This is a genomic window from Bacillus sp. N3378-2at (assembly GCF_033412715.1).
Taxonomy (GTDB): Bacteria; Bacillota; Bacilli; order Bacillales; family Bacillaceae; genus Bacillus; species Bacillus subtilis.
The window spans coordinates 107,748-132,815 of the sequence record NZ_CP117986.1; the positions used below are offsets into that span (position 1 = coordinate 107,748).

Sequence of the window (25,068 nt, forward strand, 5' to 3'; positions counted from 1 at the left end):
TATAATGGTTCATACTAAAGTCACGGAGGTGTCAGTCACATGGCAGAAGAATTAAAACGCAGCATCCCGCTCCTCCCTTTAAGAGGTTTATTAGTGTACCCGACGATGGTTTTGCATTTAGATGTAGGACGTGACAAGTCGGTTCAGGCTCTTGAACAGGCAATGATGCATGATCATATGATATTTTTAGCCACTCAGCAGGATATTTCGATAGACGAACCTGGTGAAGACGAGATTTTCACTGTCGGCACCTATACAAAAATTAAGCAAATGCTGAAGCTTCCGAACGGTACGATTCGTGTGTTGGTGGAGGGCCTCAAACGCGCCCAGATCGTCAAATACAATGAACACGAGGATTACACGTCGGTCGACATTCAACTTATTCATGAAGATGATTCAAAAGATACAGAAGACGAAGCATTGATGCGGACTTTGCTAGACCACTTTGATCAGTACATAAAAATTTCTAAAAAAATCTCGGCCGAAACGTACGCCGCGGTTACTGATATCGAAGAGCCGGGGAGAATGGCAGACATCGTTGCTTCTCATCTGCCCCTTAAACTAAAGGATAAGCAGGATATTTTAGAAACGGCTGATGTCAAAGACAGGCTGAACAAGGTCATTGATTTTATTAATAATGAAAAAGAAGTGCTGGAGATTGAGAAAAAAATCGGCCAGCGCGTCAAACGTTCGATGGAGCGTACGCAGAAGGAATACTACTTGCGAGAACAAATGAAGGCGATTCAAAAAGAGCTTGGCGATAAAGAAGGCAAAACTGGCGAAGTTCAGACGCTGACGGAAAAAATCGAAGAAGCAGGCATGCCTGATCATGTGAAGGAAACAGCGCTTAAAGAATTGAACAGATATGAAAAAATTCCGTCAAGTTCTGCGGAAAGCTCCGTGATCCGCAACTATATCGACTGGCTGGTTGCTCTTCCGTGGACGGATGAAACAGATGATAAGCTTGATTTGAAAGAAGCAGGACGTCTCTTGGACGAAGAGCACCACGGGCTAGAAAAAGTAAAAGAACGTATTTTAGAATATTTGGCTGTCCAGAAGCTGACCAAATCCCTGAAAGGCCCGATTCTCTGTTTGGCAGGACCTCCAGGTGTCGGAAAAACGTCTTTAGCCAAATCAATTGCAAAAAGCTTGGGACGCAAATTCGTCAGAATCTCACTCGGAGGAGTACGGGACGAATCAGAGATACGCGGACACAGACGGACCTATGTCGGAGCAATGCCTGGACGTATTATTCAAGGGATGAAAAAAGCGGGCAAGCTGAATCCGGTCTTCTTATTAGACGAAATTGACAAAATGTCATCTGATTTTAGAGGAGACCCATCATCCGCTATGCTTGAAGTGCTTGATCCAGAGCAAAACAGCAGCTTCAGTGATCACTATATTGAAGAAACCTTTGATTTATCCAAAGTGCTGTTTATCGCAACGGCAAACAATTTGGCCACAATCCCGGGCCCGCTCAGAGACAGAATGGAAATTATTAATATCGCAGGCTACACAGAAATAGAAAAACTTGAAATCGTAAAGGATCACTTGCTTCCAAAGCAAATCAAAGAACACGGGCTGAAGAAAAGCAACCTGCAGCTGCGTGATCAGGCGATTCTTGATATTATCCGCTACTATACGAGAGAAGCTGGTGTGAGAAGCCTTGAACGCCAGCTTGCCGCGATTTGCCGTAAAGCTGCAAAAGCCATTGTTGCTGAAGAGCGAAAACGGATTACGGTTACTGAGAAGAACCTTCAAGACTTTATCGGAAAACGTATTTTCAGATATGGACAAGCTGAAACAGAGGATCAGGTTGGTGTAGTGACAGGGCTTGCTTATACAACCGTTGGCGGAGATACGCTGTCGATTGAAGTATCGCTTTCTCCGGGGAAAGGGAAATTAATCCTGACAGGAAAGCTCGGAGATGTTATGAGAGAGTCAGCTCAGGCTGCATTCAGCTATGTGCGATCCAAAACAGAAGAACTTGGCATTGAACCTGACTTTCATGAGAAGTATGATATTCATATACATGTACCAGAGGGTGCGGTGCCAAAAGATGGTCCGTCAGCTGGTATTACGATGGCAACAGCGCTTGTTTCTGCTTTAACGGGACGGGCGGTTTCGCGTGAAGTCGGCATGACTGGGGAAATCACGCTTCGCGGGCGCGTGCTGCCGATCGGCGGCTTAAAGGAAAAAGCGCTTGGCGCACATAGAGCGGGATTAACGACCATTATTGCGCCTAAAGATAATGAAAAAGATATAGAGGATATTCCGGAAAGCGTCAGGGAGGGGCTGACATTTATATTGGCGTCCCACTTAGACGAGGTTTTGGAACATGCCTTAGTAGGAGAGAAGAAATGAAAGTCACAAAGTCAGAAATCGTGATCAGTGCAGTAAAACCGGAACAGTACCCTGAAGGGGGGCTTCCGGAAATCGCATTGGCCGGAAGATCGAACGTAGGAAAATCGTCTTTTATCAATTCATTAATCAATCGCAAAAATCTTGCGAGAACGTCATCAAAGCCGGGAAAAACACAAACGCTTAATTTCTACATTATCAATGATGAGCTGCATTTTGTGGATGTGCCGGGCTACGGTTTTGCCAAAGTGTCAAAGTCTGAGCGTGAAGCATGGGGCAGAATGATTGAAACCTATATCACGACACGCGAGGAATTAAAAGCTGTGGTGCAGATCGTTGATTTGCGGCATGCGCCATCTAATGATGATGTACAGATGTATGAATTTTTAAAGTATTACGGCATTCCTGTTATTGTTATCGCTACAAAGGCGGATAAGATCCCGAAAGGCAAATGGGACAAACACGCGAAGGTTGTCCGACAAACATTAAATATTGATCCGGAAGACGAGCTAATTCTCTTTTCCTCAGAAACGAAAAAGGGAAAAGACGAAGCTTGGGGAGCGATCAAAAAAATGATAAACCGGTAGAGGATCCTCTACCGGTTTTATTTATCGTATAGATTTTTTTCGTTTTATCAATAATAACAATAAACTGATTCCAATAAAGACAAACGGCCAATACTCCTTCAGAAGCGCTGTTGGAATATGCGCAGACTCAAGCCATGCCATAATTTGTTTGAAAAAGTACAAAAACAGGGAAAAACAAATCATCGACACAGCTTCATATACATATTCTTTTTTTTGAACGGCTGAAACGAGAAGTGAGAAGCCGATCATAAAGAGGAGCATTTCAAAATCATCCGGCCACCATACCCATTTCGGCTTGGCAAAAAAGTGTAAGCCGATCCCGAAGAGAAGCAAACCGATGAAGAAATGGGGTGTAACGGCTTCTTTTTTTCCTTGATATACAAAGGCTGCGCCTAACAGCATGAGGAGAACAGGCCATTGATCCTGCCCTGAAAACAGTTCGGCTTGGCCGCTTTCTAGCCATGCATATACAGAAGCGGCAAGCAGCAGACAAGGGAATAAAATTGATTTTTGTTTCATGCATATCACCTTCTTGTTTTTTAGAGCTGATGTGTAGTAAATTTCTGCTGTTTTTGGTATTGTCAATAAGAATGTTTCTTTTCCCTGAAGCTTTTTCTAATATAGCATAAGAATTTTAAAATCTGTTCACATTTTGTGAAAGAAACTATGTTATAATTATTATAAATAATGAGTTCTATGTTAGAATGATTATAAATTAAGATTGGGTGTTGGGGGTGTAATTAGAGCGATGCATATACTTGTTGTGGGAGTAGATTATAAATCCGCCCCTATTGAGATACGTGAAAAAGTAAGTTTTCAGCCGAATGAGCTGGCGGAAGCAATGGTGCAGCTGAAAGAAGAGAAAAGCATTCTTGAAAACATCATTGTCTCAACCTGCAACCGCACTGAAATTTATGCGGTAGTCGACCAGCTCCATACCGGCCGTTATTATATAAAAAAGTTTTTAGCTGATTGGTTTCAATTAAGCAAAGAAGAGCTGTCACCGTTCTTAACGTTTTATGAGAGCGATGCCGCTGTTGAGCATTTATTCCGTGTAGCCTGCGGACTTGACTCTATGGTGATTGGCGAAACGCAGATTCTCGGACAGGTACGCGACAGCTTTAAAACAGCTCAGCAAGAAAAAACGATCGGGACTATTTTTAATGAGCTGTTTAAGCAGGCGGTTACAGTGGGCAAACGGACTCACGCAGAAACAGACATTGGCTCAAATGCGGTGTCAGTAAGCTATGCTGCAGTTGAACTTGCCAAAAAAATCTTCGGAAATCTTTCAAGCAAGCACATATTGATTCTCGGTGCGGGAAAAATGGGCGAGCTTGCTGCGGAAAACCTGCACGGACAGGGAATCGGCAAGGTCACTGTCATTAACCGAACGTACTTGAAAGCGAAGGAGCTTGCAGACCGTTTCTCAGGTGAAGCGAGAAGCTTGAATCAGCTTGAAAGCGCGCTTGCGGAGGCTGATATTTTAATCAGTTCAACCGGTGCAAGTGAATTTGTCGTGTCCAAAGAGATGATGGAAAACGCGAATAAGCTTCGCAAGGGACGTCCGCTGTTTATGGTCGACATTGCCGTGCCTAGAGATCTTGATCCGGCGCTGAATGATCTTGAAGGTGTTTTTCTTTATGATATCGACGATCTGGAAGGCATTGTAGAAGCGAACATGAAAGAGCGGAGAGAAACAGCTGAAAAAGTTGAACTGTTAATTGAAGAAACCATTGTGGAATTTAAACAATGGATGAATACACTTGGTGTTGTGCCGGTTATTTCTGCATTGCGCGAAAAGGCGCTTGCCATCCAGTCAGAAACGATGGACAGCATTGAGCGTAAGCTGCCTCACTTAAGCACAAGAGAGAAAAAACTGTTGAACAAACACACCAAAAGTATTATTAACCAAATGCTTCGTGATCCGATTTTAAAGGTGAAAGAGCTTGCGGCAGATGCTGATTCTGAAGAAAAGCTCGCGTTGTTTATGCAGATTTTTGATATTGAAGAAGCTGCGGGCCGTCAAATGATGAAAACCGTTGAAAGCAGCCAGAAGGTCCACTCTTTTAAGAAGGCTGAATCAAAAGCGGGCTTTAGCCCACTTGTAAGTGAGTGAAAGCTGAATGATTGATACTGCAATGGCAAGACTTAATGAGGGGACAATCGTCATTTACGCGTTAAGTGTACTCTTTTATTTTATAGATTTTCTTCAACACAACCGGAAGGCTGGAAAAATGGCCTTCTGGTTGCTTTCTATTGTCTGGACTCTGCAAACCGTGTATTTGGCCTATTTTATGTGGGTGACGGGGCGGTTTCCGGTATTAAATGTGACGGAGGCGCTTTATTTTTATGCCTGGGTGCTTGTCACGCTGTCACTGGTGCTGACAAAGCTTTTACGTGTTGACTTTATCGTGTTTTTTACAAATGTTATAGGATTTTCTATGATCGCCATTCACACATTTTCACCGACAGAGCAGCAGTCAGCTGCTTTTTCCGGGCAGCTTGTATCCGAGCTTTTGGTGATTCATATTACAATGGCGATTCTTTCATACGGCGCTTTTTCCCTTTCTTTCGTTTTTTCTGTGCTATATATGTTTCAATATCATCTGCTGAAAAAGAAAAAGTGGGGAAAATGGCTGTTGAGAATAGAAGATTTATCTAAGCTTGATTATATGGCGTATGTTTTAAATGTCATTGGGGTTCCGATGCTGCTGCTGAGTTTGATTCTCGGCGTCATATGGGCATATGTCTCACTAGAAACGCTGTATTGGTTTGACGCCAAAGTGCTTGGTTCGTTTGTCGTCCTGCTGCTGTACAGCTATTATCTTTATATCAGGCTGATTAAAGAGCTGCAAGGAAAGGTCGCTGCACTGTGGAATACGGCTTGTTTTCTGGTGCTGATGATCAATTATTTCCTGCTTGGAAGCCTGTCGCAATTCCATTGGTTCAGTTAAACGATGTCCCAAGCAGATTCGGGAGGAAAGAAATGATGAGAACGATTAAAGTAGGTTCCAGACGGAGCAAACTCGCTATGACTCAAACAAAATGGGTTATTCAAAAACTGAAGGAAATCAATCCTTCGTTTGTTTTTGAAATTAAAGAGATCGTGACAAAGGGCGACCGGATTGTCGATGTTACACTCTCAAAAGTGGGTGGAAAAGGGCTGTTTGTCAAAGAAATTGAACAGGCGCTTTTAAACGAAGAGATTGATATGGCGGTGCACAGCATGAAGGACATGCCTGCTGTTTTGCCTGAAGGGCTTGTGATCGGCTGTATTCCTGAACGGGAAGACCCGCGTGATGCCCTTATTTCAAAGAATCGCGTAAAGCTTTCAGAAATGAAGGAAGGTGCTGTCATTGGCACAAGCAGTTTAAGAAGAAGCGCGCAGCTTTTGATTGAGCGCCCTGACCTTACAATTAAATGGATTAGAGGTAATATAGATACAAGACTTCAAAAGCTGGAAACAGAGGATTATGACGCGATTATTTTAGCGGCTGCCGGCCTTTCTAGAATGGGGTGGAAGCAAGATGTCGTAACCGAATTCCTTGAGCCTGAGCGCTGTTTGCCTGCTGTGGGGCAGGGAGCCCTGGCGATTGAGTGCCGAGAATCGGATGAAGAGCTGTTGGCGTTGTTTTCTCAGTTTACAGATGAATATACAAAACGGACTGTCTTAGCGGAACGTGCTTTTTTAAACGCGATGGAGGGCGGCTGCCAGGTTCCGATCGCAGGCTACTCCGTGTTAAATGGACAGGATGAAATTGAAATGACAGGGCTTGTCGCTTCACCTGACGGCAAAATCATTTTTAAAGAAACCGTCACCGGAAACGATCCGGAGGAAGTAGGAAAGCGCTGTGCCGCTCTTATGGCTGACAGAGGAGCAAAAGATTTAATTGATCGTGTAAAACGGGAGCTTGATGAGGATGGAAAATGATTTTCCGTTGAAAGGAAAAACAGTACTTGTCACCCGGAATAAGGCACAGGCAACATCATTTCAGCAAAAAGTGGAGGCGCTTGGCGGTAAAGCGGTTTTAACCTCTTTGATTACGTTTCGCCGCGCTTTGCCGAATGATGTTGCGGAACAGGTAAGAGAGGACCTTGCCGCGCCAGGCTGGCTTGTTTTTACAAGTGTGAACGGGGCAGACTTCTTTTTTTCTTATCTGAAGGAAAATCAGCTTATTCTCCCTGCGCATAAAAAAATTGCAGCAGTCGGTGAAAAAACCGCCCGCCGTTTACAAACGCATAACGTATCGGTTGATGTGATGCCACAGGAGTATATTGCTGAACAATTGGCTGACGCTCTTAAGCAGCATGCTGAACCGGGGGAGCCCATTACCGTAATGAAAGGGAATTTGTCACGTGATGTGATAAAACAAGAGCTTGTCCCGCTCGGTTTTGAAGTTAAGGAATGGGTTCTCTACGAAACGATTCCAGATGAAGAAGGCATCGAGGCACTGAAAGACGCTGCGGGTCAATATTCCTTTGACTATGTAACATTTACGAGTTCATCAACCGTACATACGTTTATGCATGTCTTGGGAGAAGAATTAAAAAAGTGGAAGGCGAATGGGACGGCTTGTATCAGCATTGGGCCTTTAACAAATGATGCCCTTCTGACGTACGGCATCACATCGCATACGCCTGATACATTTACAATAGATGGCATGCTTGGGTTAATGTGCAGCATGTCAAGAGAGGAAGAGAGAATATGAGTCAATCATTTAATAGACACCGCCGCCTGCGGTCATCAAAAGCAATGAGAGAAATGGTAAAGGAAACACGTTTGCATCCATCAGATTTTATTTATCCGATTTTTGTCGTTGAAGGGCTGGAAGGCAAAAAAGCTGTTCCGTCAATGCCTGATGTTTACCATGTATCATTAGATTTATTGAAGGATGAAGTAGCGGAGCTGGTCAAACTGGGCATTCAATCTGTTATCGTGTTCGGCATCCCGGAAGAAAAAGATGATTGCGGAACACAAGCGTACCATGATCACGGAATTGTCCAAAAAGCCATCACAGAAATTAAAGAACACTTCCCTGAAATGGTTGTTGTCGCTGACACGTGCCTGTGCGAATATACAGACCACGGCCATTGCGGACTTGTCAAAGACGGGGTCATCCTCAATGATGAATCGCTGGAGCTTTTGGCGCAGACAGCTGTCAGCCAAGCGAAAGCAGGTGCGGATATCATTGCGCCATCAAACATGATGGACGGATTTGTTACAGTGATCAGAGAAGCACTTGATAAAGAAGGATTCGTCAATATTCCCATCATGTCTTACGCTGTTAAATATTCAAGTGAGTTTTACGGTCCGTTCCGTGATGCAGCAAACAGCACACCGCAATTCGGAGACCGCAAAACATATCAGATGGACCCTGCCAACCGTATGGAGGCACTCCGCGAAGCACAATCAGATGTCGAAGAAGGCGCAGACTTTTTGATTGTCAAACCTTCGCTTTCTTATATGGATATCATGCGTGACGTAAAAAATGAGTTTACTTTGCCGCTCGTCGCTTATAATGTAAGCGGAGAGTATTCAATGGTGAAGGCTGCAGCGCAGAACGGCTGGATCAAAGAAAAAGAAATTGTGTTGGAAATTTTGACAAGCATGAAGCGCGCGGGTGCCGACCTGATTATTACGTATCATGCGAAAGACGCAGCGAAATGGCTTGCGGAGTAATTTTATTCAGTTGACAGGAGTTGAGGCAGATGAGAAGCTATGAAAAATCAAAAACGGCTTTTAAAGAAGCGCAAAAACTCATGCCGGGCGGTGTGAACAGTCCCGTTCGCGCATTTAAATCGGTAGACATGGACCCGATTTTTATGGAGCGCGGAAAAGGCTCGAAAATCTTTGATATTGACGGGAATGAATATATTGACTACGTCTTGTCATGGGGGCCTTTAATTTTAGGGCATACAAATGACCGCGTCGTAGAAAGCCTCAAAAAAGTGGCTGAATACGGGACAAGCTTTGGTGCTCCGACTGAAGTAGAAAATGAACTGGCTAAGCTCGTCATTGATCGTGTGCCATCTGTAGAAATTGTACGAATGGTAAGCTCCGGAACAGAGGCTACAATGAGTGCCCTCCGTTTGGCAAGGGGCTATACGGGCCGCAACAAGATTTTAAAATTTGAGGGCTGCTACCACGGACACGGCGATTCTCTCTTGATTAAAGCTGGTTCAGGTGTTGCCACTCTCGGTCTGCCTGACAGCCCGGGGGTGCCTGAAGGCATTGCGAAAAACACCATCACCGTTCCGTACAATGATTTAGAAAGTGTAAAGCTTGCTTTCCAGCAATTCGGTGAAGACATTGCGGGAGTCATTGTAGAGCCAGTTGCCGGAAATATGGGTGTTGTTCCGCCGCAAGAAGGCTTCCTGCAGGGTCTGCGTGATATCACTGAGCAGTACGGCTCCCTGCTGATTTTTGATGAGGTGATGACAGGCTTCCGGGTCGATTATAACTGCGCTCAAGGTTACTTCGGCGTAACGCCTGATCTGACTTGTTTAGGAAAAGTAATCGGGGGCGGACTTCCTGTCGGCGCTTATGGCGGAAAGGCAGAAATCATGGAGCAGATCGCTCCAAGCGGTCCGATCTATCAAGCTGGTACATTGTCAGGCAACCCGCTTGCGATGACGGCTGGCTTAGAGACATTGAAACAGCTGACACCTGAATCCTACAAGAATTTCATCAAAAAAGGCGACAGGCTGGAAGAAGGAATTTCAAAAGCCGCCGAGGCTCATGGTATTCCGCATACCTTTAACCGTGCAGGTTCGATGATCGGTTTCTTCTTTACTAACGAACCAGTCATTAATTATGGAACAGCGAAATCATCTGATTTGAAGCTGTTCGCAAGCTATTATAAAGGGATGGCAAATGAAGGGGTATTCCTTCCGCCATCACAATTCGAAGGTCTTTTCCTCTCAACGGCCCATACTGATGAAGATATTGAAAACACAATCCAGGCAGCTGAGAAAGTATTTGCTGAGATCAGCCGCAGATAAGAGTGAAAACCGGTATCAAGGACTCCTTGTGCCGGTTTTTTCGTGCTCTCCCACTCATATTTTCTCCAGTTCATACATACACCTTTAGTGACATCTAATTTTAAGGATTAGATGAAAGGAGGATATGAACTTGCCGCAAAATCATCGATTGCAATTTTCTGTAGAAGAATCGATCTGTTTCCAAAAAGGACAGGAAGTTTCTGAACTGCTTTCTATTTCATTAGATCCTGATATTAGGGTTCAGGAAGTAAATGATTATGTATCAATCATAGGATCGCTTGAACTTACAGGTGAGTACAACATAGATCAAAACAAACATACCGAAGAGATTTATACAGATAAGCGATTTGTTGAACAAGTCAGAAAGAGAGAGGATGGAAGTGCGGAACTGACTCACTGTTTTCCTGTGGATATTACCATTCCGAAAAATAAAGTGAGCCATTTACAGGATGTCTTCGTCTTTATTGACGCATTTGACTATCAATTGACGGATTCGCGCATTTTAACAATTCAAGCTGATTTAGCGATCGAAGGGCTTTTGGACGATACGCAAGACAAAGAGCCGGAGATACCTTTATATGAAGCTCCTGCGGCATTCAGGGAGGAAGAGCTTTCAGAGCCGTCGGCACATAGTGTAGTAGAAGAACCGGGTGCATCATCGGCAGAGGAAGCAGTTCTTCAGCATGAACCGCCAGCCGAACCGCCAGAACTTTTTATCTCGAAAGCGGGCCTCCGTGAAGAACTGGAGACAGAAAAAGCAGAATCTGAGCCGCCTGAATCGGTTGCTTCAGAACCAGAGGCCAGAGAAGATGTGAAAGAGGAAGAAGAGTCAGAAGAGCTTGCTGTGCCGGAAACGGAGGTTCGTGCTGAATCGGAAACAGAAGAATCTGAGCCAGAACCTGATCCTTCAGAAATAGAGATTCAAGAGATCGTTAAAGCAAAAAAAGAAACGGCTGAGCCGGCAGCTGCAATAGCGGATGTTCGTGAAGAAGCAGACTCTCCAGCGGAGACTGAGCTTCGTGAACACGCCGGAGCAGAAGAATCGCCTGCTTTGGAAGCTGAACTTCATTCAGAGACTGTGATTGCAGAGGAAAAAGAGGAAACAACAGAGTCTCCTAATCATGAATATGCGCTGCGCCAAGAGGCTCAAAATGAAGAAGCAGCTCAATCGGATCAGGCTGATCCTGCGCTTTGCCAAGAAGAGGCGGAAGCGGATGAAGCTTTGGAGAGTGTATCAGAGGCCGCTCTCTCCATAGAAGATAGCAGAGAAACAGCTTCAGCTGTATATGTGGAGAATGACAAAGCCGATTTCCATTTCCATCAAAAAACAAGCTCGGAGGAGGCATCTCAAGAAGAATTGCCTGAACCGGCATACCGTACCTTCCTGCCTGAACAAGAAGAGGAGGATTCTTTTTATTCAGCGCCTAAGCTGCTGGAGGAGGAAGAACAAGAGGAAGAGAGCTTCGAAATTGAAGTGAGAAAAACACCATCAGCTGAAGAGCCTAAGGAAGAAACACCTTTTCAATCCTTTCAGCTGCCTGAATCTTCTGAGACTGAAAGGAAGGAAACGGATGCTGTTCCTAGGGTTGCTCCTGCTGCTGAAACGAAGGAACCTCAAACAAAGGAAAGTGATAATTCTCTTTATTTAACAAAACTCTTTACAAAAGAAGCGGATGAGTTTTCGAGAATGAAAATTTGTATTGTGCAGCAGGAAGATACGATCGAGCGTTTATGCGAACGGTATGAAATTACATCCCAGCAGCTGATCAGGATGAATTCTTTAGCCTTGGATGATGAATTAAAAGCAGGACAGATTCTCTATATTCCTCAATATAAAAATAGCCATGCGTAAACCGTAAGCGATCGGAAAATGTGGTGAATGAAATGGAAGATACCCAATCGGTTCTTCAGGAATACGGACTGACTGCTCAATTTATTGAGCCTGTCAGTCCTCTTGTTTGGAAAGTGTATACAGACTACGGCATATTTGCCCTGAAAAAATTGAAAGAAGGTCGCGGCAAGCATTTTACAGATCATATGGTGGCGATTGAGGAAAAAGGCTTTCGTTCATTCGTTCCCGTTTACAGAACAAATAGCGGTGAGTTTTTCTCAGCAGGCATACAATACGGAGATACCTACTATTTAATGCCTTGGCTCCAATTTGACCAAGAGGAAGAACGGGATCAGAAACATGCTTATTTATTTAGAGAAACAGCCCGTCTTCACGAGAGAACCGCGCAGGAACTAAAGGTTAGACGTGATGAGATTGAACGTTATTACGGGCAAACGAAAAAAAAGTGGGAACAAGATAAAATTTTCTATGAGCAGTTTGTGGATAGAGCGGAGAAGGAGTGGTACCTTTCTCCTTTTGAACTCCAGGCCATAACCTATTTTTCAGAAACCATTTCCGCGGTGAATTTTGCGCTGGAACGGTTGGAGGACTGGTATGAGTCTGCAAAGGAAAAAGACGTTTCAAGGGTTGTAATGAACCACGGCAGCCTGTCTATACACCATTTTCTGTATAATGATGCCGGGACCGGATATTTTACAAACTTCGAAAGAGCATCTGTCGGTCCGCCGCAAAACGACCTGCTCGGCTTTTATACAAAAATGTTCAGAGGCTTTCCGAAAGCTTGTCCGGAATGCGTCGAATGGTTTTATGGATATACGAAATCATTCCCTTTGCGTGAAGCGGAAGTCAGCCTTTTTCTCAGCTATATGGCATATCCGGCAGCCATGTACAAGGTGCTGAACGGTTATCAAACTGGGAAAAGACAGCATGAAAAAGAGGAATGTACACAATTATTAAAGGCTTATTGGCAAATGAAAAATATAGAGCCGTTTGTGATGAAAATCCATCAGATTGAACAAGAGAAAAAATTTCAGGCTGAAAACGAGTCCACGTCTTAATGGCGCGGACTTGTTTGTTTATATCCATTCTAAATGAAGGGCGCAAGCTAAAAAGATTAGGATTGCGAGCAGCAAAACATCAAAGGTTGTCGGAAAGAAAATGGTTCTGATTCCTTGAAAAATCGTAATGGGAATAATCACTTGTGCGGATACAAGCCGAATTTGCCTTACCCATGGCGGCAGCGAATAAGAGCTGAAACGTTTCTTCACGGTGCATCCTCCTCTACGCATTTACAAGCATCATATGTAAACTTGGGCAATAGGTGCCTGCCCATCTGTATAGAAAGCGGTGTTTTTGGAAAAGATGATTGACGAATCAAAAACACTTTTACTATAATAAAGAACATAAATAATGTATACAATGAGCTGATAAATACACCTGCTTAGAACGGGAAGAGTACAAAAAAGGCGCATGCAGAGAGAGAAGCCGTTTGCTGAAAGGCTTCTTATGTTGTCTGATTGGAAGGTCGCCCGGGAGCATAATTTCTTGAAAGAAGAGTAGAGAAATTCGGGAAACACCCGTTATCCGTTATAAGTGCATGAACTGATAGAGTTCATGAAAAAAGGTGGTACCGCGAAAGAGCTTTTCGTCCTTTTACAGGGATGAAGAGCTCTTTTTTCGTTCTCAGCCATTTTTAAACATGCTGGAGGGTTATGATGGAAACGAATGAACAAACAATGCCGACGAAATATGATCCGGCAGCGGTTGAAAAAGACCGATATGATTTTTGGCTAAAAGGCAAATTTTTTGAAGCGGGCAGTGACCAGACAAAAGAGCCATACTCTGTTGTCATCCCGCCGCCAAACGTAACAGGAAGACTTCACCTTGGCCACGCATGGGACACAACGCTGCAAGACATTGTAACAAGAATGAAACGCATGCAGGGCTATGATGTGCTGTGGCTTCCAGGCATGGACCATGCCGGCATCGCAACACAGGCTAAAGTGGAGGCGAAACTTCGTGAAGAAGGCAAATCCCGCTACGATTTAGGCCGTGAAAAATTCCTCGAAGAAACGTGGAAGTGGAAGGAAGAATATGCTGACTTTATTCGCAGCCAGTGGGCGAAATTAGGTCTTGGCCTAGATTATTCCCGTGAACGTTTTACGCTGGATGAAGGCTTGAGCAAAGCGGTAAGAGAAGTATTCGTTAAGCTTTATGAAAAAGGCCTGATCTACAGAGGCGAATATATTATTAACTGGGACCCAGCGACAAAAACAGCCCTATCCGACATTGAGGTGATTTACAAGGATGTTCAAGGCGCGTTCTATCATATGAGCTATCCGCTTGCTGACGGTTCAGGCTCAATTGAAATTGCGACGACACGTCCTGAAACAATGCTCGGTGATACAGCTGTTGCCGTTCACCCTGAAGACGAGCGCTATAAACACCTTATCGGAAAAACGGTGATCCTGCCGATTGTAAATCGTGAAATTCCGATTGTCGGTGATGACTATGTTGATATGGAATTTGGTTCAGGTGCCGTGAAAATTACGCCTGCTCATGATCCGAACGACTTCGAGCTTGGCAACCGCCACAATTTAGAACGCATTCTTGTCATGAATGAAGATGGCACGATGAATGAAAATGCTCTGCAATATCAAGGCATGGATCGTTTTGAATGCCGCAAAAAGCTCGTGAAAGATTTACAGGAGGCGGGAGTTCTCTTCAAGATCGAGGATCATATGCACTCTGTCGGCCATAGTGAACGAAGCGGGGCTGTTGTGGAGCCTTATCTTTCTACACAATGGTTTGTGCGCATGCAGCCGCTTGCTGATGCAGCGATTGAGCTGCAAAAGAAAGAAGAAAAGGTCAACTTTGTGCCTGACCGTTTCGAAAAAACGTATTTACACTGGATGGAAAACATCCGCGACTGGTGTATCTCCCGTCAATTGTGGTGGGGCCATCGTATTCCTGCCTGGTATCATAAAGAAACAGGCGAGCTATATGTCGGGCTTGAAGCGCCGGAAGACAGCGAAAATTGGGAACAGGATACAGACGTACTGGATACATGGTTCAGTTCTGCGCTATGGCCTTTCTCCACAATGGGCTGGCCTGATGTAACGGCTGAAGACTTTAAACGCTACTATCCGACAGATGTTCTCGTGACAGGGTACGATATCATTTTCTTCTGGGTATCACGCATGATTTTCCAAGGCATTGAATTTACAGGCGAGCGCCCGTTCAAAGATGTTTTAATCCACGGCTTAATCCGTGACGAGCAAGGCCGGAAAATGAGTAAATCTCTTGGCAACGGTGTCGACCCGATGGATGTGATTGACAAGTACGGAGCCGATTCTCTGCGTTATTTCCTTGCGACTGGAAGCTCTCCTGGCCAGGATCTGCGCTTCAGCTATGAAAAAGTGGAATCGACCTGGAATTTTGCCAATAAAATTTGGAACGCCTCCCGTTTTGCATTAATGAATATGGATGGCATGACGTACGATGAGCTTGATCTGTCAGGCGAAAAATCAGTCGCTGACAAGTGGATTTTAACGCGATTAAATGAAACGATCGAGCACGTGACCCAGCTTGCTGATCGATATGAATTTGGTGAAGTAGGACGCCATTTATATAACTTTATTTGGGACGATTTCTGTGATTGGTATATTGAAATGGCGAAGCTTCCGCTTTATGGGGAAGACGAAGCGGCTAAGAAAACTACCCGTTCCATCCTTGCTTACGTACTTGATCAAACGATGCGTCTGCTCCATCCGTTTATGCCATTCTTAACGGAGGAAATTTGGCAGCACCTTCCTCACCAAGGGGAATCGATTACAGTAAGTCAATGGCCTGTAGTAGTGCCGGAGCATACCGATACTGAAGCGACAGCTGACATGAAGCTTCTTGTTGAGCTGATCCGTTCTGTGCGCAATATCCGCAGTGAAGTCAATACGCCAATGAGCAAGCAGGTTGAACTGTACATTAAAACAAGCACAGACGAAATAGCAGCCCGCCTCGAGGCGAACCGTTCATATGTTGAACGCTTTACGAATCCGAGCGTGCTTAAAATCGGCACCGATATTGAGGCTGTTGATAAGGCGATGACGGCCGTTGTCTCAGGAGCAGAGGTTATTCTTCCGCTTGAAGGCTTAATCAATATTGATGAAGAAATTGCCCGTCTGCAAAAAGAATTTGATAAACTGACAAAAGAAGTTGAGCGTGTCCAAAAGAAACTTGGAAATGAAGGATTTATGAAAAAAGCGCCTGCACACGTAATTGATGAAGAACGTGAAAAAGAAAAAGATTATATGGCGAAGCGTGACGCTGTTCAAAAACGAATGGCTGAGCTGAAGGGTTAATGAAAAGCCGGGGCGGTTTCTAGAGAAACCGCCTTGTCATATAAAAGAGGGGATTATCATTGTTTACTGCATATCAAGATGCGCGCAGCTGGATTCACGGGAGGCTGAAATTCGGGGTGAAGCCCGGACTTGGCCGAATGAAACAGCTGATGGCGCGGTTAGGACATCCTGAAAAAAAAATCCGAGCGTTCCACGTCGCAGGAACAAACGGTAAAGGATCAACTGTCGCTTTTATCCGTTCTATGCTGCAGGAAGCCGGATATACGGTTGGAACATTTACATCGCCTTATATTATTACGTTTAATGAACGGATCAGCGTAAACGGGATACCGATTTCAGATGAGGAATGGACAGCACTCGTCAATCAAATGAAACCGCACGTTGAAGCCCTTGATCAAACGGAATACGGACAGCCGACAGAATTTGAAATTATGACGGCCTGTGCATTTTTATATTTTGCAGAATTTCATAAGGTCGATTTTGTTATTTTTGAAACAGGTTTGGGCGGTAGATTCGATTCTACTAATGTGGTTGAACCGCTCTTAACTGTGATTACAAGCATTGGACACGATCATATGAATATTTTGGGAAACACCATTGAAGAAATTGCAGGAGAAAAGGCCGGTATTATTAAAGAAGGTATTCCAATCGTTACAGCAGTTACCCAGCCGGAAGCTTTACAGGTCATCCGCCACGAAGCCGAACGGCATGCTGCGCCGTTCCAGTCATTGCATGATGCATGTGTTATTTTCAATGAAGAGGCTCTGCCTGCAGGAGAACAGTTTTCATTCAAAACGGAAGAGAAATGCTATGAAGATATTCGGACATCTCTGATTGGCACCCATCAAAGACAAAATGCTGCTTTGTCCATTTTGGCTGCGGAGTGGCTCAATAAGGAGAATATCGCCCATATCAGTGACGAAGCGTTAAGGAGCGGGCTTGTGAAGGCTGCTTGGCCGGGACGGTTAGAGCTTGTTCAGGAACATCCTCCGGTATATTTAGACGGTGCGCATAACGAAGAAGGTGTTGAAAAGCTGGCGGAAACGATGAAGCAGCGTTTCGCCAATTCACGCATTACTGTGGTGTTTAGCGCGTTAAAGGACAAACCGTATCAGAACATGATTAAAAGACTGGAAACCATTGCTCATGCGATTCATTTTGCTTCTTTTGATTTCCCGCGTGCTTCTCTTGCAAAAGATCTCTATGATGCAAGTGAAATCAGCAATAAAAGCTGGAGTGAAGATCCAGACGATGTGATCAAATTCATAGAAAGCAAAAAGGGCTCAAATGAAATTACGCTGATTACCGGATCTCTTTACTTTATTTCTGACATTCGAAAAAGGTTGAAATAAAAGCATCCGGCTCCGGCAGAATCAAAAAAAGATTCTGCCGTTTTTTTTATGTGTAAAATTGAATATTCCCAATTGGAGCTCAGGATGTCCATTTTGCTACAATCCATACCAGAACTCAATGAGTAAAGGTGTGTTGTCTATGCTATCCATTCTTTTTATCTTCGGGCTTATCCTTGGTTCTTTTTACTATACGGCCGGGTGCCGTATCCCCTTACATCTATCTATTATTGCGCCCCGTTCATCATGCCCGTTTTGCCGGAGGACATTAACTCCTGCAGAATTAATTCCCATCCTGTCATTCCTATTTCAAAAAGGTAAATGTAAAAGCTGCGGGCATAGGATTTCTTTTATGTATCCCGCAGCAGAGCTTGTGACAGCGTGTTTATTTGCCGCCGCAGGAATACGCTTTGGCACGTCGCTGGAACTGTTTCCCGCTGTGGTGTTTATCTCTCTTCTCATTATTGTTGCAGTGACAGATATTCATTTTATGCTGATTCCAAATCGTATATTGATTTTCTTTCTTCCCTTTTTGGCGGCCGCGAGATTGATTTCTCCGCTTGATTCCTGGTATGCAGGCCTGTTAGGTGCGGCAGCCGGATTTCTATTTCTGGCTGTAATTGCCGCAATCACCCATGGGGGAGTAGGGGGAGGAGATATTAAATTATTTGCGGTGATTGGCTTTGTGCTTGGTGTGAAAATGCTGGCAGCTGCCTTTTTCTTTTCTGTTTTGATAGGTGCATTATATGGAGCGGCAGCCGTTCTGACTGGTAGACTCGCTAAAAGGCAGCCGCTTCCCTTTGCCCCCGCTATAGCCGCAGGGAGCATTTTAGCCTATTTATACGGTGACTCTATCATTTCTTTTTATATCAAAATGGCATTGGGCTGACTGCTGAAAAATTTGACGAACGTTTTTTGGACAAGGCGACAAAAGTCTTGTTCTTTTTTTCTTTGCCTGTGCTAAAGTGTGTAGCATGAAAAGCCGACAAGAACGGTCAAGCAAATGAAGGGAGGAAGCGGAATTGAAAAAAAGAAAGAATAAAAAAAACAGTAAAGCCGCAGAAAAAGCCCTCAAGGTGACGATTAATGGAAAAGAAGAGACGGTTTACGAACAAGAGACGCCTGAGACAGAGGCGGATAAAAGCATGACATTTTCAAATTGGGAGGAAAAAAGACAGGCAGAACAAGAGGTTGCGGCATCCCAGGAACATCCTGATGAAGATGAATTCAATTGGGATTCAGAGGAAGACAAGGTGTTTAAAGAGGACCCAAAAGTTGTTCCTCCTTTTCAAAAGAAAAAAACAAAGCTTTATGCAAAAGGAAAGACCGGGGCTGCCAAACCGGTAAAAAGAGTGGCCGCGACGATTGCCTTCGCGGCTGTCATTGGCACTGGATTAGGGCTATTCGCGTTAAACATATCGGGGAATAAAGAAGCGTCAGCACCGGCCTCTTTAGAGGATTCTCTAGGCAGCCAAACGGCAAAAGCAGGGGATACTTCAACTGATAAACAAACTTCAGGCACAGAAAAACAAGCGGCGCAAACTGAAGGTACATATAAAACATACGCTGTACAAGCCGGAAAATTTTCAAATGAAAAGGGTGCCGAAACGTTAACAGAACAATTGACCGAAAAAGGATATTCCGCCGTGTCACTGTCAAAGGATGACGGGTATACGTATGTCATCGCGGGCTTAGCCAGTGATAAGGATGTCTCACAGCAGTTAGGACAGGTTTTAATCGACAGTGATTTTGAAGCCTGGGGAGGCAAGGAGCTTTCCTTATCAATAGAGTCAGATATGACAGATTCTTTTAAGGAAACAGCGGAGCTTGCAGCAAAGGCGATTCTCGGCGAAGACATTACAAAAGCGAGTGTAGAGAAAATAGAAAAGTCTCTTGGTGAAACAAAAGCGTCAGAAACAGGAGAGAAAAAAGCGATTTTGCAGGCTTTAAAGGAATTAGAGGATCCAAGTGCTGAAGCCGGGTGGAAGGCTCAGCAGCAGCTGTTAGCCGTCGTAAAATAAGAGATAGTGCCCTGAGCCTTCGTCCTTTAGTGACAGGCTTTTTTTATTTTGTCATGAAAAAGTTATTTTTCTGAAATTGTGACAAGCCTCGTGATTTGGTAGGATAAACGAGTATCTTTTTTTCTTAAGCAAACCCTGAAAGGATGACGAACATGACAAAACCGTTAATACTTGCATCACAATCTCCGCGCAGGAAAGAACTCCTCGATCTTCTCCAGCTGCCCTACTCCATTATTGTCAGTGAAGTAGAAGAAAAATTAAATCGAAACTTTTCACCAGAAGAAAACGTCCAATGGTTGGCAAAACAAAAAGCTAAGGCTGTAGCTGATCTCCACCCGCATGCAATCGTTATCGGTGCTGATACAATGGTATGCCTTGACGGCGAATGCCTTGGCAAACCGCAGGATCAAGAAGAAGCTGCTTCTATGCTGCGGAGGCTTTCAGGCCGAAGTCACTCAGTAATAACCGCGGTCAGCATTCAAGCTGAAAATCACAGCGAGACTTTTTATGATAAGACAGAAGTTGTGTTTTGGTCCCTCAGTGAAGAAGAGATTTGGACGTATATTGAAACAAAAGAGCCGATGGATAAAGCAGGTGCATACGGCATCCAAGGAAGAGGCGCGCTTTTTGTAAAGAAAATAGACGGAGATTATTATTCAGTCATGGGCCTTCCTATATCAAAAACAATGAGAGTTCTTCGCCACTTTGATATAAGGGCATGACGGTTCTATAAACGGGAAGGGAAAGAAAAGGAGTGCTTGGTCATACACGATCTGCCATTAAAACTCAAAGATTTCCCAATCAAAGAAAAGCCAAGAGAACGGCTCCTGAAAGTCGGAGCCGAGAACTTAGCGAATCATGAACTTTTGGCTATATTATTGCGGACAGGGACTAAACACGAATCTGTTTTGGACCTGTCAAACCGGCTGCTGCGCTCATTTGACGGGCTGCGCCTGCTCAAGGAAGCATCGGTTGAAGAGCTGTCGAGCATCCCGGGAATCGGTATGGTAAAAGCGATTCAAATACTGGCTGCAGTTGAGCTTGGAAGCCGGATTCATAAATTAGCCAACGAAGAACATTTCGTTATTCGCTCCCCGGAAGACGGCGCTAATCTTGTCATGGAGGATATGCGCTTTTTAACCCAGGAGCATTTTGTCTGTTTATACTTAAATACAAAAAATCAAGTCATCCATAAACGCACCGTATTTATCGGAAGCCTGAATTCATCTATTGTCCACCCGCGAGAGGTGTTTAAAGAAGCGTTTAAACGATCTGCCGCTTCCTTTATCTGTGTTCATAATCATCCTTCTGGAGATCCGACGCCGAGCAGGGAAGATATTGAAGTGACAAGACGGCTGTTTGAATGCGGAAACCTGATTGGCATCGAGCTGCTTGACCATTTGGTGATCGGGGATAAAAAATTTGTGAGTTTAAAGGAAAAAGGATATTTGTAACACTTTTTTTTTCGTCGAATTAAGCTATAATAGAGTTTATGAGTTTTTCCCTTTAGGGTATTTTTGCTTTAAGAAAGGAAGATACATACATATGTTTGGAATTGGTGCTAGAGACCTTGGTATAGATCTTGGAACTGCGAATACGCTTGTTTTTGTAAAAGGAAAAGGAATTGTTGTGAGAGAGCCGTCAGTTGTCGCTTTGCAGACGGATACGAAATCAATTGTCGCTGTCGGAAATGATGCGAAAAATATGATTGGACGGACACCGGGCAACGTGGTGGCTCTGCGCCCGATGAAAGACGGCGTTATCGCTGATTATGAAACAACGGCGACGATGATGAAATATTACATCAATCAGGCCATAAAAAATAAAGGTATGTTTGCCAGAAAACCATATGTAATGGTATGTGTCCCATCAGGCATTACAGCTGTTGAAGAACGCGCTGTTATCGATGCGACAAGACAGGCGGGAGCGCGTGACGCGTATCCGATTGAAGAGCCTTTTGCCGCAGCAATCGGGGCCAATCTGCCAGTTTGGGAACCGACTGGAAGCATGGTTGTTGATATCGGGGGCGGTACGACAGAAGTTGCGATTATTTCCCTCGGAGGCATCGTAACGTCTCAGTCAATCCGTGTAGCCGGTGATGAGATGGATGACGCGATTATCAACTACATCAGAAAAACGTACAATCTGATGATCGGTGACCGTACGGCTGAAGCGATTAAAATGGAAATCGGATCTGCAGAAGCTCCTGAAGAATCCGACAACATGGAAATCCGCGGACGCGATTTGCTGACAGGTCTGCCGAAAACAATTGAAATTACAGGAAAAGAGATTTCTAATGCTCTACGCGACACTGTATCTACAATTGTCGAAGCAGTGAAGAGCACACTCGAAAAAACACCGCCTGAGCTTGCAGCAGATATCATGGACAGAGGTATAGTGTTAACCGGCGGCGGAGCGCTTTTGCGCAATTTGGACAAAGTCATCAGCGAAGAAACAAAAATGCCGGTCCTTATCGCCGAAGATCCGCTTGATTGTGTAGCGATCGGAACAGGGAAAGCACTGGAGCACATCCATCTTTTCAAAGGGAAAACTAGATAATCGGGAGTTCAATAGAAGAGGTGTAACACGATGCCGAATAAGCGGTTAATGCTATTACTTCTGTGTATTATCATATTGGTGGCTATGATTGGATTTTCGCTGAAGGGCGGCCGCAATACCACCTGGCCTGAGAAAGTGATCGGCGATACGACGGGAGTATTTCAAAATATTTTTCATACGCCTGCCGAATTTTTTGCAGGAATATTTGAGAACATCAATGATTTAAAAAACACATACAAAGAAAACGAGCGTCTAAGAGAAAAACTTGACGGACAGACACAATATGAAGCCAAGCTTCAAGAGCTTGAAGAAGAAAACAAATCCTTGCGTGACGAGCTTGGCCATGTCAAATCGATTAAAGATTACAAGCCGATTTTAGCAACGGTCATCGCCAGAAGCCCTGATAATTGGGCCAAACAGGTCACCATTAACAAGGGGACTCAGCAAAACGTAGCGAAAGATATGGCCGTTACAAACGAAAAAGGCGCATTAATCGGCAAGATCAAAAGCTCCGGACTTAACAATTTTACGTCTACTGTTCAGCTTTTAAGCGATACTGACCGCAATAACAGAGTCGCGACAAAAATTTCCGGAAAAAAAGGCAGCAAAGGCTACGGCTTGATCGAAGGATATGACAAAGAGAAAAAACGTCTTAAGATGACAATTATTGAGCGTAAGGATAAACAAGACGTGAAAAAAGGCGATCTTATTGAAACATCAGGGACAGGCGGTGTTTTCCCAGAAGGGCTGACAATCGGTGAAGTGACTGATATCGAGTCAGATTCCTATGGACTGACGAAGGTTGCTTATGTAAAACCCGCGGCTGACCTTACAGATTTAAATAATGTGATCGTTGTTAACCGTGACGTGCCGACTGTCGATACAGAGGAGGAAGGATCGTGAAACGTTTCCTTCTCCCTTTCGTTATGATGCTTGTTTTTTCTGCGGAAAGCATTTTTACAGATTTGGTGCATTTTCCTTTCGTTACAGATGACCAAGTGCTCGCCCCGCGTTTTTTGATGCTTGTATTGATATTCATGTCGGCTTTTATCAACCAAAAACACGCGATGATTTACGGATTTATTTTTGGTTTTCTATATGACATGAACTATACAAGTCTATTAGGCGTTTACATGTTTGGTTTTGCAGGGCTATGCTATTTGGCTTCAAAAGCGTTTAAAGTGTTACATACAAACGCATTTGTAGTGATATTGATAGCAGTTCTGGCTGTCTGTCTGCTCGAATTTTACGTATTCGGCATTCAGTCTTTGATTCATAAAGACATTATGACGTTTAACGGATTTGTGCTTGACCGGTTTATACCGACAATTTTATTAAATATTGCAGCAGCTCTTATTCTTGTTCTGCCATTTAGATTGTTTTTTATGAGTCTAAAGAAAGAATTGAGAGATGAGTAAAAAGGATTTTATCTTTTTTTGACGAAATGAGTATGTTGTTGAGGTGAATATTGTGAAGACCAAAAAGCAGCAATATGTAACAATAAAAGGAACAAAGAATGGACTAACATTGCATCTGGATGATGCGTGTTCTTTTGATGAGCTTCTCGATGGTCTTCAGAATATGCTGTCAATTGAACAATATACCGATGGAAAAGGCCAGAAAATCAGCGTTCATGTTAAGCTGGGAAATCGCTTTTTATATAAGGAGCAAGAGGAACAGCTAACCGAATTGATTGCGTCAAAGAAAGATTTGTTTGTTCATTCTATTGACAGTGAAGTCATTACTAAAAAAGAAGCACAGCAGATAAGAGAGGAAGCCGAAATTATTTCTGTTTCAAAAATTGTCCGTTCAGGCCAAGTGCTGCAGGTAAAAGGCGACTTGCTCCTGATCGGTGACGTGAATCCCGGCGGAACAGTCAGGGCCGGAGGGAACATTTTTGTTCTGGGCTCACTGAAAGGAATCGCGCATGCCGGATTTAATGGAAATAATCAAGCGGTCATCGCCGCCTCTGAAATGCTTCCGACACAATTAAGAATCAATCATGTGTTAAATCGCTCCCCAGACCACATTCAAAAAGGGAACGAAATGGAATGTGCTTATTTAGATACAGACGGAAATATGGTCATTGAACGCCTTCAACATTTGGCTCATTTAAGACCTGATCTAACAAGGCTTGAGGGAGGAATGTGAATTGGGTGAGGCTATCGTAATAACTTCGGGAAAAGGCGGAGTAGGTAAGACAACAACATCTGCGAACCTCGGTACCGCCTTAGCCATTTTAGGGAAGCGCGTATGCTTAGTAGATACTGATATAGGACTGCGCAACCTTGATGTTGTAATGGGTCTTGAAAATAGAATTATTTACGATCTGGTAGACGTTGTAGAGGGCAGATGCAAAATGCATCAGGCGCTCGTAAAAGACAAACGTTTCGATGATCTGCTCTATTTAATGCCCGCTGCTCAAACGAGCGATAAGACAGCTGTTGCTCCTGAACAAATTAAAAACATGGTCCAAGAGCTCAAACAGGAATTTGACTATGTCATCATAGACTGTCCTGCCGGAATCGAGCAAGGGTACAAAAATGCCGTTTCCGGAGCTGATAAAGCGATTGTGGTCACTACGCCTGAAATCTCAGCTGTTCGTGATGCTGACCGTATTATAGGGCTGCTGGAGCAAGAAGAAAATGTTGAACCGCCGCGGCTCGTTGTTAACAGAATCAGAAATCACCTGATGAAAAACGGTGACACGATGGATATCGACGAAATCGTACAGCATCTGTCGATCGATTTGCTCGGAATCGTGGCTGATGATGATGAAGTCATTAAAGCTTCCAATCATGGCGAACCGATTGCGATGGACCCTAAAAACCGCGCTTCCATTGCATATCGCAATATTGCCCGCCGCATCTTAGGTGAATCTGTTCCTTTACAGGTGCTTGAAGAGCAAAACAAAGGAATGATGGCTAAGATTAAGTCATTTTTCGGAGTAAGATCTTAATGTGATAGAATCAAAGAGAA

General features: G+C 44.0%; 23 protein-coding genes and 1 other annotated feature. Of the genes, 21 read left to right on the plus strand and 2 right to left on the minus strand.

Annotated features, from left to right (window positions below):
• The first annotated feature begins 39 nt into the window (after positions 1-39).
• A complete protein-coding gene (lon, locus tag PUN35_RS00505; protein WP_014480468.1) occupies positions 40-2,364 on the plus strand; it encodes an endopeptidase La in 2,325 nt (774 codons plus the stop codon).
• On the plus strand, positions 2,361-2,948 hold the full coding sequence (gene yihA / locus PUN35_RS00510; RefSeq protein WP_003229621.1) for a ribosome biogenesis GTP-binding protein YihA/YsxC: 588 nt from the start codon (positions 2,361-2,363) through the stop codon (positions 2,946-2,948). Before lon ends, yihA begins: the two co-directional genes overlap by 4 nt.
• Before the next feature lie 21 nt (positions 2,949-2,969).
• On the opposite strand, the gene PUN35_RS00515 is transcribed toward yihA, so the two are convergent.
• Positions 2,970-3,467 (minus strand): hypothetical protein, encoded by a 498-nt coding sequence (locus tag PUN35_RS00515; RefSeq protein WP_014477563.1) that lies wholly within the window; start codon positions 3,465-3,467, stop codon positions 2,970-2,972.
• Positions 3,468-3,696: 229 nt separating this feature from the next.
• On the opposite strand from PUN35_RS00515, the gene hemA reads away from it, so the two are divergent.
• The 8 genes from hemA (at position 3,697) to cotN (ending at position 12,860) form a co-directional block, all read left to right on the plus strand.
• Positions 3,697-5,064: a glutamyl-tRNA reductase gene (gene hemA, locus PUN35_RS00520; protein WP_004399038.1), complete on the plus strand. Its 1,368-nt coding sequence runs from the start codon at positions 3,697-3,699 to the stop codon at positions 5,062-5,064.
• A 7-nt stretch (positions 5,065-5,071) separates the two neighbouring features.
• On the plus strand, positions 5,072-5,902 hold the full coding sequence (locus PUN35_RS00525; RefSeq protein WP_003222575.1) for a cytochrome c biogenesis protein: 831 nt from the start codon (positions 5,072-5,074) through the stop codon (positions 5,900-5,902).
• 32 nt (positions 5,903-5,934) lie between these two features.
• A complete protein-coding gene (gene hemC, locus PUN35_RS00530) occupies positions 5,935-6,879 on the plus strand; it encodes a hydroxymethylbilane synthase (protein WP_014480467.1) in 945 nt (314 codons plus the stop codon).
• On the plus strand, positions 6,869-7,657 hold the full coding sequence (hemD, locus tag PUN35_RS00535) for a uroporphyrinogen-III synthase (RefSeq protein WP_014480466.1): 789 nt from the start codon (positions 6,869-6,871) through the stop codon (positions 7,655-7,657). Before hemC ends, hemD begins: the two co-directional genes overlap by 11 nt.
• Positions 7,654-8,628, plus strand: coding sequence for a porphobilinogen synthase (hemB, locus tag PUN35_RS00540; protein WP_014480465.1), 975 nt, complete (start codon positions 7,654-7,656; stop codon positions 8,626-8,628). The genes hemD and hemB overlap by 4 nt, the downstream gene beginning before the upstream one ends.
• A gap of 29 nt (positions 8,629-8,657) precedes the next feature.
• On the plus strand, positions 8,658-9,950 hold the full coding sequence (gene hemL, locus PUN35_RS00545) for a glutamate-1-semialdehyde 2,1-aminomutase (protein WP_014480464.1): 1,293 nt from the start codon (positions 8,658-8,660) through the stop codon (positions 9,948-9,950).
• A gap of 130 nt (positions 9,951-10,080) precedes the next feature.
• A complete protein-coding gene (spoVID, locus tag PUN35_RS00550) occupies positions 10,081-11,802 on the plus strand; it encodes a spore coat morphogenetic protein SpoVID (protein ID WP_014480463.1) in 1,722 nt (573 codons plus the stop codon).
• 32 nt (positions 11,803-11,834) lie between these two features.
• Positions 11,835-12,860, plus strand: coding sequence for a spore coat protein CotN (gene cotN / locus PUN35_RS00555; protein WP_014480462.1), 1,026 nt, complete (start codon positions 11,835-11,837; stop codon positions 12,858-12,860).
• 18 nt (positions 12,861-12,878) lie between these two features.
• On the opposite strand, the gene PUN35_RS00560 is transcribed toward cotN, so the two are convergent.
• A complete protein-coding gene (locus PUN35_RS00560; protein ID WP_003222590.1) occupies positions 12,879-13,070 on the minus strand; it encodes a hypothetical protein in 192 nt (63 codons plus the stop codon).
• A gap of 165 nt (positions 13,071-13,235) precedes the next feature.
• Positions 13,236-13,458 (plus strand) — a binding site (T-box leader).
• Positions 13,459-13,517: 59 nt separating this feature from the next.
• On the opposite strand from PUN35_RS00560, the gene valS reads away from it, so the two are divergent.
• From valS to minD, 11 genes are all read left to right on the plus strand, one after another.
• The gene (gene valS / locus PUN35_RS00565; protein WP_014480461.1) at positions 13,518-16,160 is read left to right on the plus strand and encodes a valine--tRNA ligase; all 2,643 of its coding nucleotides are present in this window, start codon (positions 13,518-13,520) and stop codon (positions 16,158-16,160) included.
• A gap of 59 nt (positions 16,161-16,219) precedes the next feature.
• Positions 16,220-17,512 carry a bifunctional folylpolyglutamate synthase/dihydrofolate synthase gene (locus tag PUN35_RS00570; protein ID WP_014480460.1) on the plus strand — a complete coding sequence of 431 codons (1,293 nt, stop codon included), beginning with the start codon at positions 16,220-16,222 and terminating at the stop codon, positions 17,510-17,512.
• A gap of 139 nt (positions 17,513-17,651) precedes the next feature.
• On the plus strand, positions 17,652-18,398 hold the full coding sequence (locus PUN35_RS00575; protein WP_072592551.1) for a prepilin peptidase: 747 nt from the start codon (positions 17,652-17,654) through the stop codon (positions 18,396-18,398).
• 133 nt (positions 18,399-18,531) lie between these two features.
• Entirely contained in the window at positions 18,532-19,530 is a 999-nt protein-coding gene (spoIIB, locus tag PUN35_RS00580) for a stage II sporulation protein SpoIIB (RefSeq protein ID WP_014480457.1), read from the plus strand.
• Positions 19,531-19,682: 152 nt separating this feature from the next.
• Positions 19,683-20,252, plus strand: a complete 570-nt coding sequence (locus PUN35_RS00585; RefSeq protein ID WP_014480456.1) for a Maf family nucleotide pyrophosphatase — start codon at positions 19,683-19,685, stop codon at positions 20,250-20,252.
• A 36-nt stretch (positions 20,253-20,288) separates the two neighbouring features.
• Positions 20,289-20,984, plus strand: a complete 696-nt coding sequence (radC, locus tag PUN35_RS00590; RefSeq protein ID WP_014480455.1) for a RadC family protein — start codon at positions 20,289-20,291, stop codon at positions 20,982-20,984.
• 91 nt (positions 20,985-21,075) lie between these two features.
• On the plus strand, positions 21,076-22,089 hold the full coding sequence (mreB, locus tag PUN35_RS00595) for a cell shape-determining protein MreB (RefSeq protein ID WP_003229650.1): 1,014 nt from the start codon (positions 21,076-21,078) through the stop codon (positions 22,087-22,089).
• Positions 22,090-22,119: 30 nt separating this feature from the next.
• Entirely contained in the window at positions 22,120-22,992 is an 873-nt protein-coding gene (gene mreC / locus PUN35_RS00600; RefSeq protein ID WP_003222609.1) for a rod shape-determining protein MreC, read from the plus strand.
• Positions 22,989-23,507, plus strand: a complete 519-nt coding sequence (mreD, locus tag PUN35_RS00605; RefSeq protein WP_004398811.1) for a rod shape-determining protein MreD — start codon at positions 22,989-22,991, stop codon at positions 23,505-23,507. Before mreC ends, mreD begins: the two co-directional genes overlap by 4 nt.
• A 52-nt stretch (positions 23,508-23,559) precedes the next feature.
• Entirely contained in the window at positions 23,560-24,240 is a 681-nt protein-coding gene (gene minC / locus PUN35_RS00610; RefSeq protein ID WP_004398901.1) for a septum site-determining protein MinC, read from the plus strand.
• A 1-nt stretch (position 24,241) separates the two neighbouring features.
• On the plus strand, positions 24,242-25,048 hold the full coding sequence (minD, locus tag PUN35_RS00615) for a septum site-determining protein MinD (RefSeq protein WP_014480454.1): 807 nt from the start codon (positions 24,242-24,244) through the stop codon (positions 25,046-25,048).
• Positions 25,049-25,068 lie beyond the last annotated feature (20 nt).

Coding starts and splice junctions, on each gene's coding strand:
- hemC (WP_014480467.1), top strand. CDS start 5,935: ATGATGAGAACGATTAAAGTAGGTTCCAGACGGAGCAAACTCGCTATG.
- PUN35_RS00525 (WP_003222575.1), top strand. CDS start 5,072: ATGATTGATACTGCAATGGCAAGACTTAATGAGGGGACAATCGTCATT.
- PUN35_RS00585 (WP_014480456.1), top strand. CDS start 19,683: ATGACAAAACCGTTAATACTTGCATCACAATCTCCGCGCAGGAAAGAA.
- hemL (WP_014480464.1), top strand. CDS start 8,658: ATGAGAAGCTATGAAAAATCAAAAACGGCTTTTAAAGAAGCGCAAAAA.
- PUN35_RS00575 (WP_072592551.1), top strand. CDS start 17,652: ATGCTATCCATTCTTTTTATCTTCGGGCTTATCCTTGGTTCTTTTTAC.
- hemB (WP_014480465.1), top strand. CDS start 7,654: ATGAGTCAATCATTTAATAGACACCGCCGCCTGCGGTCATCAAAAGCA.
- valS (WP_014480461.1), top strand. CDS start 13,518: ATGGAAACGAATGAACAAACAATGCCGACGAAATATGATCCGGCAGCG.
- PUN35_RS00515 (WP_014477563.1), bottom strand. CDS start 3,467: ATGAAACAAAAATCAATTTTATTCCCTTGTCTGCTGCTTGCCGCTTCT.
- hemA (WP_004399038.1), top strand. CDS start 3,697: ATGCATATACTTGTTGTGGGAGTAGATTATAAATCCGCCCCTATTGAG.
- cotN (WP_014480462.1), top strand. CDS start 11,835: ATGGAAGATACCCAATCGGTTCTTCAGGAATACGGACTGACTGCTCAA.
- hemD (WP_014480466.1), top strand. CDS start 6,869: ATGGAAAATGATTTTCCGTTGAAAGGAAAAACAGTACTTGTCACCCGG.
- mreB (WP_003229650.1), top strand. CDS start 21,076: ATGTTTGGAATTGGTGCTAGAGACCTTGGTATAGATCTTGGAACTGCG.
- mreC (WP_003222609.1), top strand. CDS start 22,120: ATGCCGAATAAGCGGTTAATGCTATTACTTCTGTGTATTATCATATTG.
- lon (WP_014480468.1), top strand. CDS start 40: ATGGCAGAAGAATTAAAACGCAGCATCCCGCTCCTCCCTTTAAGAGGT.
- yihA (WP_003229621.1), top strand. CDS start 2,361: ATGAAAGTCACAAAGTCAGAAATCGTGATCAGTGCAGTAAAACCGGAA.